The 13,756-nt window shown below is 64.7% G+C and carries 9 protein-coding genes and 2 pseudogenes; 7 read left to right on the top strand and 4 right to left on the bottom strand.

Annotated elements, in window-relative coordinates; translation table 11 throughout:
• Positions 1-111 precede the first annotated feature (111 nt).
• Together ACODS0_RS27490 and ACODS0_RS27485 are read right to left on the bottom strand one after the other, a co-directional pair.
• On the bottom strand, positions 112-3,141 hold the full coding sequence (locus ACODS0_RS27490; protein ID WP_012077404.1) for a Tn3 family transposase: 3,030 nt from the start codon (positions 3,139-3,141) through the stop codon (positions 112-114).
• Positions 3,138-3,731, bottom strand: a complete 594-nt coding sequence (locus ACODS0_RS27485) for a recombinase family protein (protein WP_012435588.1) — start codon at positions 3,729-3,731, stop codon at positions 3,138-3,140. The genes ACODS0_RS27490 and ACODS0_RS27485 overlap by 4 nt, the downstream gene beginning before the upstream one ends.
• Positions 3,732-3,969: 238 nt before the next feature.
• Here ACODS0_RS27485 and ACODS0_RS27480 point away from each other — a divergent pair, with 238 nt between their 5' ends.
• Positions 3,970-4,248 (top strand): hypothetical protein, encoded by a 279-nt coding sequence (locus ACODS0_RS27480; RefSeq protein WP_011342941.1) that lies wholly within the window; start codon positions 3,970-3,972, stop codon positions 4,246-4,248.
• Positions 4,245-4,529: a type II toxin-antitoxin system RelE/ParE family toxin gene (locus ACODS0_RS27475; RefSeq protein ID WP_011342942.1), complete on the top strand. Its 285-nt coding sequence runs from the start codon at positions 4,245-4,247 to the stop codon at positions 4,527-4,529. Before ACODS0_RS27480 ends, ACODS0_RS27475 begins: the two co-directional genes overlap by 4 nt.
• Positions 4,530-4,770: 241 nt before the next feature.
• Here the strand turns inward: ACODS0_RS27475 and ACODS0_RS27470 are convergent, their stop codons facing one another.
• Positions 4,771-5,658: a LysR family transcriptional regulator gene (locus ACODS0_RS27470; RefSeq protein ID WP_069105847.1), complete on the bottom strand. Its 888-nt coding sequence runs from the start codon at positions 5,656-5,658 to the stop codon at positions 4,771-4,773.
• A 100-nt stretch (positions 5,659-5,758) separates the two neighbouring features.
• Here ACODS0_RS27470 and mdlC point away from each other — a divergent pair, with 100 nt between their 5' ends.
• The 5 genes and pseudogenes from mdlC to ACODS0_RS27445 form a co-directional block, all read left to right on the top strand.
• Positions 5,759-7,360, top strand: coding sequence for a benzoylformate decarboxylase (gene mdlC / locus ACODS0_RS27465; RefSeq protein WP_069105846.1), 1,602 nt, complete (start codon positions 5,759-5,761; stop codon positions 7,358-7,360).
• 38 nt (positions 7,361-7,398) lie between these two features.
• Positions 7,399-8,850 (top strand): aldehyde dehydrogenase, encoded by a 1,452-nt coding sequence (locus ACODS0_RS27460; protein WP_069105845.1) that lies wholly within the window; start codon positions 7,399-7,401, stop codon positions 8,848-8,850.
• A gap of 12 nt (positions 8,851-8,862) precedes the next feature.
• Positions 8,863-9,786, top strand: coding sequence for a ketopantoate reductase family protein (locus tag ACODS0_RS27455; protein WP_069105844.1), 924 nt, complete (start codon positions 8,863-8,865; stop codon positions 9,784-9,786).
• A gap of 54 nt (positions 9,787-9,840) precedes the next feature.
• The gene (locus ACODS0_RS27450; protein ID WP_069105843.1) at positions 9,841-10,815 is read left to right on the top strand and encodes a Bug family tripartite tricarboxylate transporter substrate binding protein; all 975 of its coding nucleotides are present in this window, start codon (positions 9,841-9,843) and stop codon (positions 10,813-10,815) included.
• Positions 10,816-11,025: 210 nt separating this feature from the next.
• A pseudogene (locus ACODS0_RS27445) lies at positions 11,026-11,916 on the top strand (Bug family tripartite tricarboxylate transporter substrate binding protein); the annotation flags it as partial.
• A gap of 451 nt (positions 11,917-12,367) precedes the next feature.
• On the opposite strand, the pseudogene ACODS0_RS27440 reads toward ACODS0_RS27445, so the two are convergent.
• A pseudogene (locus ACODS0_RS27440) lies at positions 12,368-13,756 on the bottom strand (Tn3-like element IS1071 family transposase); the annotation flags it as partial.

Raw genomic sequence — 13,756 nt, 5'->3', positions numbered from 1 at the left:
CGATGTGTACACCGAAAAGGCCTCGGCCGAGCACTACCGCAAGACCGGCAAGTTCTTGGACGGCGCCACGCTGGTGAAAGGGGTTCTAAGCCAGAACCGCCGAAATTTCCGTCATCCCAGCTCCAGCCCCGCCACGAGCGCATCCAGGTCGATCATCTTGCCGTCGCTCTGGAAGGTGTAATGCCCGTTCAGCAGGATGTGCCGCCAGGCCGCCGGCGATATCTGGGTCAGGAGAGCGTGCGCCTTGGCGTTGCCGCTCGCCTCGTACTTCATCAGCAGCCGCGAGAGGATGGCCGAGTTGTAGAAGATGACCGCGTTGGCGATCAGCCTGGCGCACTGGTTGCTGATCTCAATTTCGATGTCGGTGCGCCCGGTCAATTCCTTCTTGCCGCCGACCTGGGCGATGGTTGAGCGTAGCTGGTGATAGGACTCGATGCGGTTCTGTGAGCGGTGAACGTTGCGCTCCAGTTGCGGATCGCGCAGGTAGCGCAGCGTGTAGATGCTGCGGATGAGCTTGTCGAACTCGAACACCGCGCGCCGCGTGGGGTTCGGCGCGGTGTAGGTGCATAGCTTGCGGATCAGCGTGCCCTGCGTCATCTCCTTCAGTCCGAGCGTGGCGACAATCTGGTCGAGGTTCGGCTTCTCGCTGACTATGAGATCGCGGTCGATTCTCCCGGCCGGCCGGATCAGGCACTGATCGTACAGCGCCGGATCGTCGGCACTGTAGAGTTCCTTCAACTGATCGCCAAGGTCGGTGAAGCGCGGCTCGAAACGCAGGCCGAACCAGTGCAGGATAGCGAAGTTGGCCTTGTTGACGCTGTGCATGTCGCCGGTGATCGCGGTCGGCACGATGTCCGACGTGTTGCGATACCAGATGTCGAACACGTGATGGGCCTCGTAATCGTGCGCGCCGATCAGGTAGCCGTTGAGCGGCACGTGGTTGCACAGCAGCGTGTAGGCGACCACGCCCTTGCCGCGCCCAAAGTATTTGCGCGAGTGGCGCGCTTTCACGGTCGGCCGCTCGACGCCGAATTTCTGACCATCGACGGCACCGTACAGTGCATCGAGGTCGAACGAGTAGTACGGGAAGATCGGCAGCGCGGCGATGGCGTTGCTGATGCAGTCGTTGGCCGCGTGCAGCGTTGCGTGGCGCAGGTACTGTTGGTAGGCGCTCTCCAGCACGTGGTACGGGATGTCGCTGGTGCGTGCCATGACCTGGTTGCCGTGGTTCATCGCCTGCGCGATGATGACCGCCATCAGGCTGTCGGCGTCGGCGACCTTCTTCGCATAGCGCGGCTGCAAAGGCGTCAGCGCCGACAGGAACTGGCACTGGCCGTTGACGAAGCGGAACACGTCGGCCACGTCGCAGAACGGCAGTTGCTCGTAGAACGCCTTCTCGCGCGCCTTCTGGTTCTCGCCCTTGGGCTTGCGCCATGTCAGCTTCTGCGTGTCCTTGTCGTATTCTAGGTGCGTCAGCTTGCCCTGCTTCAGCTCGCGGTTGAAGGCCAGCCACTGAGCGCGCAGCTCGGTCGCGAGCGCATCGAGCTGGGCATCGAGTGGCTGCCGCAGGAACGGGATGTCGATCTGCGCCAGCACGGCGGCCTTCTCATCCAGCGAAACCAGCTCGTCGGAAAAATGCCGGTGCTGCAAGCTGTCGTCGAGGTAGAGTTCACCCGACTGGAAGCGCTTCCTGACCTGGCGGTACAGCCAGAACTCGTAGCGGTCGGCATGCAGGTCCGTCGGCTTGCCATCGGCATCGAAGGTCAGCAGGTACGGTCGCAAGCGTTTCGGCAGCGTGGCCGCTGGACATTCGGCGAGCGGCCGTTGCGATAGGCGCTGCTGTTTGGCGAACACGTCCTTGGCCCAGGCCAGCGCCACGAGCCACGGGCTGCCCGGATCAGTGCCAGCGAGGTCGAGCGCGACATACAGCGGCCGAAGATGGCGGCGGATGCGCTCAGCCAGGCCGTCCACCGCCTGCCAGTGCAAAGCCAGCTTGCTCACCGGCTTCACGCTCATGCGCTGCGCGGTGGTTTGCAGCGTATCGCGGGGCATGATTTTGTAGGCGCGCTGGCGCACATCGCCGAACGGCGTGGGATCGGGCACGCTGTCGTCGATGTAAAGCGACAGCAGGCGGCCGACCTGCGGTGTGTCTTGCTGACGGCGCACCTGCTCGGCGACAAAGGATTGCTTTGCGCCCGCACTGCTTTCGTCCTCCAACTGCTTCATGTGGTAGGCCATCGCATCGACCAGGTTGTCGGAAAGCTGCCGGTAGCGCACCCAGGCATAGCAAAGCAGGTAGAGGTAGGTCTGATCGGCCTTCAGGTTGCGTAGATCGTGGACGGTGTAGAAGTTCGCCAGGCTGGCGTAGTACAGCAGATTCTGCTGCGAGACGCCGAGCTTGGGCAGCAGCGCCTTGGCGATCCGGTGCAGCGGCTCCAGCGTGGCGCGCTTTTCGCGTTCGCGGGCCATCTGACGCCAGCCAAAGTCCTTGGCGTCCTGCTTGAGCGCCGCCAATTGCGACAGGGTGTCGTCACGCACTAGAAGCCGACCCAGCGCGGCCTTGGCCGATTCGTCCAACACTTCCGACAGCAGGCCAGCCAGCCGCCGACGCTCGGCGGACAGGGCTTCGCTCACCAGCTCTTGCAGGGTGGTATAGCCGGGCCGGATGATCTTGTGCTCGTTTAGCCAGACGATCAGCTCGGCGGCGATGAACCCCGGCATCACGTCGCGCCGCACGGTCTGCGCGGCCTGCTGCGCGAGCTGCGCCAGGAACTCGGCCGCCCACGGCCGGTAGCCGAACAGATCGGCAATCCACTCGCGCTGGGTGTAGTGCTCGTGCTTGGAGATTGGCTTGTGCTCGAAGGACTCGCCGTGGAAGTAGCGGCTCAGCACGAAGGCGCAATCGTGCTCGACCTCACTCCAGTCGAAGCGGAAGAAGGCATGCTTGGCCTTGAAGTAACCGATCTGCAAGATGCAATAGACCTGGGCATGGAGACCAGGCCGGCTGCTGGCGAGCGCCAGTTCGGTTTCAGTCAACGCCAAGTATTCCAGCCGCTGGGCGTCGTCGAAGTCCGGCAGGCCGTACAGGGCTTCCTGCTCGGCGTCCGACAGGACGGTCAATCGTTCGCTCTTGGTCGTCATCGCGATGACGCTCCACGAGAGCCCGTCCAACCAACCCGTGCCAGGGTCTCGATCAGCGTGGTTCGCTTGACGCCGAAGTTGCGGCACACCGCCGCCTTGGACATGCCGCCATCGAGCGCAGCGACGATGGCCTCCAGCTTCTCGCCGGTGATCGCCTGCGGCCGGCCGCCGATCCGGCCGCGTTTGCGGGCGGCAGCCAGACCGGCGACGACACGTTCCTGGATCAAGGCGCGTTCGTACTGCGCGAGCGCGCCGAACACCTGGAACAGAAACTCGCCCGAGGGCGTCGTGGTATCCAGGTTCTCCGTCAGCGAGCGGAACGCCACCTGCTTTTTCTTGAGCGAGGTCACGATGGCGAGCAAGTGCGACAACGAACGGCCGAGCCGGTCGAGCTTCCACACGACCAACACGTCGCCAGGGCGAACGAATTCGAGCGCCCGCGCCAGGCCCGCGCGGTCGTCCTTCGCGCCGGAAGCATGATCCTCGAACAGATGCCGCGCATCGACGCCGACGGCGAGCAGCGCATCGCGCTGCAAGTTCGTGCTCTGGCGGTCGGAGTCCGACGACACGCGCATGTAACCTACCAACATAAGCGGAAAACCATTAAGACGAGGTTTCCGTATGGTAGCGTCTGGCGACAGAGTTTTCCGCACAATTTTGCGGCCACTCGGAGGTTGGTGCAGAGGACCGTTGAAGGCCTGTCGAAAAACAAATGTTTTCCGACAGGCCTTGGCCTAGCGCACGCCCGCCTTGCAGCGTTCTGTGAATAGCGCTTAGTAATGACGGCGTATATACTTTGTTAGTATCAAGTGGCAGGAGGCCCCGATCATGTCAAAACAAGCCGTTTTCACGATGAAGCTGGAGCCTGAGTTGCGCGCCGAGTTTATGGCCGAAGCCGAGGCGGCCCATCGCCCGGCGTCGCAAGTGCTGCGCGAGCTGATGCGCGAGTTCGTTCAGCGCCAGCGCGAGTCGCGCGAGTACGACGAGTTCCTGCGCCGCAAGGTCGAAGCCGGCCGGGCTTCGATGCGCGCTGGATTGGGGCGGTCGAACGATGAAGTTGAGGCCGAATTCGCCGCACGGCGTGCCAGTGTGGCGAGCCAGGCGTGAGGGTTGTTTGGACGCCCGAAGCGCAGCAAGACCGTGCCGATGTGTGGGACTACATCGCAGCCGACAATCCGCGCGCGGCGGCCCGGATGGATGAGATTTTCAGCGACGCGGCCGCCCGCTTGATCCAGCACCCCATGCTGGGCAAGCCGGGAAAGATTCCCGGGACCCGCGAGTTGATCCCGCACGAAAGCTATCGCCTGGTGTATCAGATCGACGGCGAAACGGTGTGGATACTGACGCTGGTTCATACTGCCCGCCTGTGGCCGCCTGTGCGCGATTAAGATATGATCATGGCAACAATGAAACGGCGCGTTGACAGACTGCTTTCGAGCCAGACCGCGGTCGGCGGCAGGCGGCCAGGAGCTGTCACTGGTCATTGACACCCAAAGTTCCGATTTCGGGCAAAGCGGCCGCTCGTTACCCCAAGCGCCGGTGCGCTATGCAAGCCCTACCGTCCACGACTTTCGCAACTTTCAAGGCAACCCGCTCGGAGTTCCCAATACGCCCCGCAGCCAAATTGTTTTAGTCACGTTGAAACAGTCGCAGCAGTACCTCGCGGCTCCACCTCACCAAGGGCGAATGCGCATGGCGCCGGCTCCAGTGGACAGATACAGTGAAGTCGTTGGACGGCAGGTCGAAGTCGAGCAACTTGAGACGGTTAGCCGGCATGAACTCCCGCGCGATCTGCTGCGGCATCAGTACGGCCAGATCGGTATTCTTCACGATGTCGGGCAGCGCCAAGAAGGTCGAGGTCGTCAGCGTGACCTTGCAGTCCAGGTTGGCCGCCCGCAGCATCTGCAGCGTTTGCGTGTGCGAACGCACCGCAATCCAGTCGAGAGACTGCATCTTGCGCAGTGTCAGCCTGGCTTGCTGCGCCACGGGGTGGTCTGCGCGCAGCAGCACGACATAACGATCTGTCAAGAGCTTCGCATGGGCCGAGGTGGTGAGCTCGGGCAGAAAACCGATGGCCAGGTGGATGTCGCCGCTGTCCAGCGCCGCGCCAATTTCCTGCTGCGGCCAGGCTCTGGCCCGTAGCTGAATGCCTGGCGCGAGACGCCTCATCTCGCCCATCAGCGGCGGAAGGAAGCGCGCCTCGCCAATGTCGGTGAGATGGATGCGAAGCTCGGCGGAGGACCGTGCCGGATCAAATGCGTTCTCCGACGCGAGGCCAGCCTCGATTTGCGCCAACCCTGACTGGACGGAGCGGGCCAGATCTTCAGCGCGCGGCGTGGGCCGCACACCGCCGCGTATGCGCTCGAACAGCGGATCACCCAGCGCCAAACGCAGCCGGGTCAGCGCCTGGCTCGTGGACGGTTGCGACATGCCGAGCAGCTCGGCCGCGCGGCTCACGTTGCGGGTGCGGTAGACCACGTCGAACACGCGTAACAGGTTCAGGTCGAGCTGTTCCATTTATTGGTTTATCCAATATCACTTAGTAGGTCCATATTGTTGCCCAAATGTCAAGGTGCTTCGACACTACAGGCACTTCGACACCAGCGCCTGCAACACCATGTCCACCTCCAGCAACCGTCCGACCGTGCGCGAGGCTTTCCTGCGCCTGATGCAGGACCTCGGCATTGACACCGTTTTCGGCAACCCCGGCTCGACCGAACTGCCCATGTTCCGCGACTTCCCCAAGGACATGCGCTACGTGCTGGGCCTGCAGGAGTCGGTGGTGGTCGGCATGGCCGACGGGTACGCGCAGGTCACGCGCAATGCCGCCATGGTCAACCTGCATTCGGCGGCCGGCGTCGGGCACGCCATGGGCAACATCTTCACCGCGTTTCGCAACCAGACGCCGATGCTCGTCACGGCCGGCCAGCAGTCGCGCGCCATCCTGCCCTTCGACCCGTTCCTGTCGGCCAGCCAGGCCACCGAGCTGCCGCGCCCCTACGTGAAGTGGGCCATCGAGCCGGCGCGCGCGGAAGACGTGCCGCTGGCGCTGCTGCGCGCCTACCAGATCGCCATGCAGGCGCCGTGCGGACCGGTGTTCATCTCCATTCCTGCGGACGACTGGGACCGCCCGGCCGACTGGGTGCCCGCCCGCAGGGTGAGCCACGCGACGGCGCCGGACCCCGCCATGCTGGCGCAGCTGGCGCAGGCGCTGGACGGCAGCCTGCGCCCGGCCTTTGTGGTCGGCGCGGGCGTGGACCGCGACGGCGCCGTCGATGCCGTCGTGGCGCTGGCTGAGCGCCACCAGGCGGCCGTCTACACCGCCCCGATGAGCGCGCGCTGCGGCTTTCCGGAGCAACACCCCTTGTTTGCTGGCTTCCTGGCCGCGATGCGCGAGCGCATCGTCGAAGCGCTGGCCGGCCACGACCTCGTCGTCGTGCTGGGGGCGCCGGCCTTCAGCTACCACGTGGAAGGCCAAGGCCCGCACATGCCGCCCGGCGCCGACCTGTGGCAGATCGTCGACGACCCGCAGATGGCGGCGTGGACCCCCGCGGGCACGGGCATCGTCTCCAGCGTGCACCTGGCCGTCGCCGCGCTGCTGGCCGCGCCGGCACCGGCTGCGGCGCGCAGGGCACCTGACCCCCGCCGGCCGGCGGCGCGTGCCGAGCCGTCCCTGCCGATGTCCGTGGCCTTCGCGCTGCAGGCGCTGGACGCGGCACGCGGCCCTGATGACGTGGTGGTCGAGGAAGCGCCCGGCTCGCGCGGCGTCATGCAGGCCTGCCTGCCGATGCGCGGCGCCGACTCCTTCTACACCATGGCCAGCGGTGGTCTGGGGCATGGCATGCCGGCCGCAGTGGGTGTGGCGCTGGGCCGTCAGAAGCTGGGCTTGCCCGGCCGCGTCATCGCGCTGATTGGCGACGGCTCCAGCCTGTACGCGATCCAGGCCCTGTTCACGGCCGCCAAGCTGCAGTTGCCCATCACCTTCGTGATCCTGAACAACCAGCGCTACGCCGCGCTGCAGGACTTCGCCCCCGTGTTTGGCTACGCGCTAGGCGACAAGCCGGAAGGCACCGACTTGCAAGGCCTGGACTTCGTGGCGCTGGCACAGGGCCACGGCCTGCCGGGCCTGCGTGTCGAGCAGCCCGAGGGCCTGCGTGATGCGCTGGCAGGTGCGCTGAGCCACGCTGGTCCGCTCCTGATCGAACTCGTCGTGGCATGACCGCCGCGCGCCCTTGATTTCAACCCGTGGAGACACACATGCAGCAGATCCAACTTCTCATCAACGGCGAAAAGTGCCTGGCCAGCCACGAACGCTTCTTCGAGCGGCGCAACCCGCTGGACGGCGAGGTCGCCACGCGCGCCCCGGCGGCCTCGGTGGCCGATGCCGTGCGCGCGGTCGAGGCCGCCAAGCGCGCCTTCCCGGCCTGGTCGCGCATGGGCCCCGGCGCCCGCCGCGGCCTGCTGCTGAAGGCCGCCGCGGCACTGGAAGCCAAGGCTGATGCCTTCACCGCCGCCATGGCAGCGGAGACCGGTAGCTCGGCCATCTGGGCGGGCTTCAATGTGCACGTGGCCGCAGGCATGCTGCAGGAAGCTGCTTCGCTGACCACCCAGGTCGGCGGTGAGGTCATCCCCTCCGACGTACCGGGCAGCCTGGCCATGGGCGTGCGCCAGGCCGCCGGCGTGGTACTGGGCATGGCACCGTGGAATGCGCCGGTGATCCTTGGTGTGCGCGCGGTGGCGACGCCACTGGCCTGCGGCAACACCGTCGTGCTCAAGGGCTCGGAGCTGTCGCCCGCCACGCACGGCCTCATCATCGAGGCGCTGCAGGAGGCCGGCCTGCCGCCGGGCGTGGTGAACTTCGTGACCAACGACCCGGCCGACGCCGGCGCCGTGGTCGAGGCCATGGTCGCCCACCCTGCCGTGCGCCGCGTCAACTTCACCGGTTCCACGCACGTGGGCCGGATCATCGCCGCGCTGTGCGCGCAGCACCTCAAGCCGGCCGTGCTCGAACTGGGCGGCAAGGCCCCCCTGCTGGTGCTGGAGGATGCGGACCTGGACGCCGCCGTGAACGGCGCGGCTTTCGGCGCCTTCGCCAATTCGGGCCAGATCTGCATGTCCACCGAACGCATCATCGTGGACACGAGGGTCGCCGACGCCTTCGTCGCCAAGCTGGCCGCCAAGGCACAGGCGCTGCCGCTGGGCGATCCGCGCAAGGGTCCGGTGGTGCTGGGCTCGGTGGTCGACATGCGTACGGTGGAGCGCTGCAACGCGCTGATCGACGACGCGCTGGCCAAGGGCGCCACGCTGGTCTGCGGTGGCAAGGCCGACTCCACGCTGATGCCGGCTACGCTGCTCGACCACGTGACGCCCACCATGCGCATCTACCAGGAAGAGAGCTTCGGCCCGGTCAAGCCCATCGTGCGCGTGGAAGGCGTCGATGCAGCCGTTGCTTGCGCCAACGACAACGCCTTCGGCCTGTCGGCTGCGGTCTTCAGCCGCGATGTCGCCCGGGCCTGGAACGTGGCCCAGCGCATCGAGTCGGGCATCTGCCACATCAACGCGCCGACCGTGCACGACGAACCTCAGATGCCCTTCGGCGGCGTGAAGGAGTCCGGATATGGCCACTTCGGCGGCCGCGCCGGCATCGACGCATTCACCGAGCTGCGCTGGATCACGGTGCAGACCACCGAGCGGCACTACCCGTTCTGACAGGTGGACCCCATGAAGATCACAGTCGTAGGCGCTGGCGCCATGGGATCGCTGTTTGGTGGCTTGTTGGCCGAGCAGGGTCACGATGTGACGCTGGTCGATGTGAATGCCGCCCACCTGCAGGCCATCCAGTCGCAAGGACTGCGTCTGCACAACGACCGGGGTGAGCGCAACATCCGCGCCCTGCGCGCCTGCCGACCGGAACAGGCCGAAGGCCAGCCGGATCTGGTGCTGGTGTTCACCAAGACCCTGCACACAGCGAGCGCCCTGGCTGGCGTGGCCCGCTTGATCGGCCCCCAGACCTATGTGCTGTCGCTGCAGAACGGCCTGGGCAACGTGGAGGTCATCGGCCAGCACGTTTCCGCGGAGCGCATCCTGATCGGCGTGACCACCTGGCCTGCCGACCTGGTGGGGCCCGGCCATGTGCACTCGCACGGCCAGGGCGTGGTGCGGCTGATGTCAGCGGACGGGCAGGATCGGCCTTTCGTGGCCACCGTGGCGCAGGCACTTGACGAAGCCGGTCTAGCCTGTACCGCCGATGCCGCGGTGTGGACCGCCATCTGGGAGAAGGTGGCCTTCAACGCTGCCCTCAACAGCATTTGCACCGCGACCCAGTGCACGGTGGACCAACTTGGCGCGATCGAAGACGGTCGGGCCCTGGCGTTCGCCGTGGTCGACGAGGTGCTGGCCGTCGCGCAGGCGCAGGGCATCGCGGTCCACGCAGATGCCTGCAAGGCGCGCGTGGCCGACGCCATCGCACGCCATGTGGGCCACAAGCCCTCAATGCTGCAGGACGTGCTGGCCGGCAGGCCGACCGAAATCGAGTTCATCAACGGCGCGGTGGTGGCCGCTGCAGTGACCTTTGGCGTTCCTGTGCCCTGCACACGCACGCTACTGCAGATCGTGCGGTTGGTTCAGGCACGCCAAACCGGCTAAGCGACGCCAGCCGCTCAATAAAACACTTTCCCTTCCTCAACTAACGGAGACAACATGACGACCCGACGTTCCCTCTTGATGGCAGCCACCTTCGTGGCCAGCAGTTACCTTGGCGCAGCCCACGCCGACAACTTTCCCGCGAAGCCTGTGCGCTGGGTCGTGGCCTACGCGGCCGGCGGTGGCTCGGATGCGCTGGGGCGTGCAGTGGGCTCACAACTGTCCACACAGCTCGGCCAGCCAGTGCTGATCGACAACAAGCCAGGCGGTGCCACGGTGATTGGCGCCGAGAACGTGGCCAAGTCGCCGGGTGACGGTTACACCGTATTCACGGCCGACAACGGCACGCTTGTGTTCAACACGGCCCTGTTCAAGAAGCTTTCGTACGACCCGCAGAAGGACTTCACGTCCATTGGCATGATGGCGCGGTTCCCGTTGCTGTTGGCCGTCAACCCGAATGCTGGCTATAGCGATGTGAAGGCACTGATCGCGGCCGCCAAGGCCAACCCAGGCAAGCTCAGCTTTGCCACGCCAGGCGTCGGTAGCCCGCACCACCTGGCCATGGAGATGCTCAAGGCCCGCAACAACGTAGACCTTGTGCATGTGGCCTACCGCGGCGCGGCGCCAGCGATCCAGGACGTCGTGGGTGGGCAGTTGCCGCTGATGGTGGTGGACTCGGCTGCTGGCATGCAAATGATGAAGGCCGGCAAGCTCAAGCCGCTTGCCACCTTCTCCAAGTCGCGCCTGGCATCCATGCCGGATGTGCCCACGCTGATGGAGTTGGGCTACACAGATACCGAGGCCGTAGCGTGGCAGGGCCTCGTCGTTCCGTCGTCCACACCCAAGGAGATCGTGGCCAAGCTCAGCACCGAGCTGCAAAAGGCCATCCAGTCGGATGCCGTGCGGACCCAGTTCGCCACCATGGGCATTGAGCCGACGCCCTCCGACGCCGCGACCATGCAAAAGCACTGGGCCCAGGAAGGCCAGTTCTGGCCACGCCTGATCAAGGAACGCGGCATTTCGCTGGACTGAGTCCGGCGCGTTCCCTTGGCGCCTGAGACCGGCCGGGAGTGGCTACGCCACGTTCCGGCCACACGTCGCGCATATACACACCTGGAGACACCCATGAACAAATTAGGTTTTGCCTGCCGCCCCCGCGCGCAGGCTGGCAGGCGCGCGGTGATGGCAGCCGTCGCGGCGCTGTCCCTGGTGGTGCCATGCCTGGCATTGGGCCAAGCATGACCGTCTAAACCAGTCAAGATCATCGTCAACTTTCCACCCGGTGGCGCCGCGGACCAGATCGCACGCTCAGTCACGCAGTCCTTGCAGGAGGCCTTGGGCCAGCCCGTGGTTGTGGAGAACCGGAGCGGCGCGGGCGGCAACATCGGCGGGGAGGCAGTGGCCCGCGCGGCGCCCGACGGCTACACCTTGCTGATGAGTTCGGAAGGCATGGTGTCGGTCAATCCGCACATCTATCCCAAAATGTCGTTCGACCCTTCCAAAGATTTGGAGCCCGTGGCTGCGGTTGCACGGGTGCTCGTGTTCCTGGTCACATCGCCGGGCTTTCCCGCGAAGGATGCCAAGGAATTTCTTGCACAACTCAAGGCCAGGCCGGGCAAGCTGTCATTCGGCTCTCCCGGCAATGGCAGTTCTCCGCACCTGGCGGCAGAGATGATGAAGTCGCAGGCGAACGTGTTCGCCACGCACGTCCCCTATCGGGGTGCAGCCCCGGCATTGACTGATCTACTGGCCGGACAGCTGGATTTCCTATTCGATCCCGGCGTGGCGATGCCGCACATCAAGGCCGGCAAACTCAAGCTGCTGGCGGTTGGGAGTTTGAAGCGCTCGCCCTTGTTCCCGGATGTGCCGACGCTCGACGAGGTCGGCCTAAAAGGCTTCGATGCGGACACCGTGTTCGGGCTGTACGCCCCCGCCGGCACGCCTGCTGACTTCGTTAATCGGCTCAACCGCGAGATCAACAAGGCTCTTGCCTTGCCCGGTCCACGCGAGCGCATCGCGGCACTCGGTGGCGAGCCAGCACCGATGACGCCCGCTCAATTCCATGCCAAAGCGCTGGAGGACGGTGTGCGATTCGGCAAGCTGATCCGAGAGCGGAAAATTGTTGGGGACTGAGGGCGTCCCGCTTGTACCCCCGTCGAATGAAATCAATGGCCACTCAAACTTCATGGAGCGAACGCTAGTCAATTCAGCGCGGGGCAGTTGGCGGCTGTCGGCCTAAGTTCGGCAGCTGGTGTTTGAAAGATGACCGGCTGCAATGGGTCGGGTGCCGTCGCGTGCGCAGTGTCAAAGCTGACATGACTAATACATGAGATGGGCTGATGCTCGCCGTCCGGTCAGGCAGCTGCCCCCCTGCAGGACTCACAGCAGTTGTATGCCACCCGTCATCCGAGACGTCAGTCGGCCTCATCCAGACCGGAACAATCTGGACGTGACGTCCGGCTGGCATTGCCGTGATCGAAATGGCGGCTAGTGACACGACTGTTGGGTCTACCCCATCGACCGGGCGCGGGACAAGCCACGTTGATCGGCTGACGGAATTTTCGGCGGTTCCGGCTTAGAACCCCATCATGTCAGAAGATGCCAAATCGGACCGCCCCCAGGTGGCGGCAATCGGGTGTCGCTGCATGAATTCCAGCACAGCCTGGCAGGCCTGGCTCAGACGCCGTTCGTCCCGCGCCCAGCGCATGGCCTGGCGAATGCTGGTGGCAGACAATTGCGGAATCATGCGCGCGCATTCGACCGCAGTCAGACTGGTGCCGTGGGCCATGATGCCGGCATAGACCATCAGCAGCTCGTCGGTAGAGCGCGGCTCACGTCCGAGCATGATCCAGCTAAAGCGCACCTGGGCGTCAACGGCCAGAATCACTTCCGGCAATTGAACCTCACCGATGCGGTGATCCAAAGCCGCGCGCAGCTTGGTCACTTCTGGGTCTTCGTCCTCTGCGGGCAATGGCGACAAATGGAGTTCATCATCCACGCGCAGTACGCCACTGCGGGCTGCAGCGGCCACCGCATCGACACCGGCAGTTACTCTGGCCAGCAAAGGCTTCAAGAAAGTGGCAGCCTTGCTGGGTAACGATAGACGGGCATAGTGTTTCTTGGACTCTGCCTGCCAACGCTCGTCCGTGAAGAACAAGCGCGCACGACCCCGAAAGCTCAGGCTGTGCTCAATCCAGACCGAGCCATTGCGCACCGCGCGGCGCAGGGCAAACAGGGTGGCCACCTCCAACGCCTGAAACGCCCGTTCCCGGTCTGGGCTGGAGATCGAAACCTGCCAGATCATTCCCAGACTTGGTGCCACCACTTCAACTGGCAGCTTTCTGGATCCTTTGAGATATAAAGCTTGCAGCTTGGCAAGGTACTCGATGGCAGGATGCTCGCCGGTGGCCTGCCAGGGCAGCTTTGCAATGGCGACGAGCAACGACCGCACGGGGCGAATTCCATCAATCAATCCCTCGCGGACCAGGGAGGCCCTGCTCGGTGGTTTGCGTTTCTGGGTTTCGGTGATCAAGGCTTCAAGACGGGCACGCAACTCAGCATCTGGCACCGCACCTTGCGCGCTCAAGGCAACAAGTTCGCCGAGCAGCGTTTTGTACATTGCGGCCCAATTGACGGTAGCGGGGACATCGGCGGCAGCCTGACGCCACAGATCGGCGATCCGGCGCTGCACCATAAGGATCAACTGGTCTGTGGTGGTGAACAGGCAATACCGAAGAAAGCATGCGACCTCCACGGTGCGCGCTGGCTCTTTGATCTTGGCTCCGGCTGAGGGCGGCCTGGAGACAAGTCGGCGCGCGTAGCGGCGCAAGATGAGATCGGGGATGTCTGCCAGGTGCTTATGAACGTCCAGCGTGTAAAGCAGGTCGATGCGCTCCAGTACCTCGCTGATTTGGCGGGTTGAGTGTTTCGCCGGTGCAGCCCATAGCCAACTCTGCTGGGTTTGTCCATCTGG

Source organism: Acidovorax sp. FG60, assembly GCF_057808995.1.
Note: the sequence above shows the minus strand (reverse complement) of the source record. Positions and strands in the feature narration are given on the sequence as shown.

What these genes read in the sequence shown, in the direction of transcription:
- ACODS0_RS27450 (WP_069105843.1), top strand. Translation starts at nt 9,841, where the DNA reads ATGACGACCCGACGTTCCCTCTTGATGGCAGCCACCTTCGTGGCCAGC.
- ACODS0_RS27480 (WP_011342941.1), top strand. Translation starts at nt 3,970, where the DNA reads ATGTCAAAACAAGCCGTTTTCACGATGAAGCTGGAGCCTGAGTTGCGC.
- ACODS0_RS27455 (WP_069105844.1), top strand. Translation starts at nt 8,863, where the DNA reads ATGAAGATCACAGTCGTAGGCGCTGGCGCCATGGGATCGCTGTTTGGT.
- ACODS0_RS27490 (WP_012077404.1), bottom strand. Translation starts at nt 3,141, where the DNA reads ATGACGACCAAGAGCGAACGATTGACCGTCCTGTCGGACGCCGAGCAG.
- ACODS0_RS27470 (WP_069105847.1), bottom strand. Translation starts at nt 5,658, where the DNA reads ATGGAACAGCTCGACCTGAACCTGTTACGCGTGTTCGACGTGGTCTAC.
- ACODS0_RS27485 (WP_012435588.1), bottom strand. Translation starts at nt 3,731, where the DNA reads ATGTTGGTAGGTTACATGCGCGTGTCGTCGGACTCCGACCGCCAGAGC.
- ACODS0_RS27460 (WP_069105845.1), top strand. Translation starts at nt 7,399, where the DNA reads ATGCAGCAGATCCAACTTCTCATCAACGGCGAAAAGTGCCTGGCCAGC.
- mdlC (WP_069105846.1), top strand. Translation starts at nt 5,759, where the DNA reads ATGTCCACCTCCAGCAACCGTCCGACCGTGCGCGAGGCTTTCCTGCGC.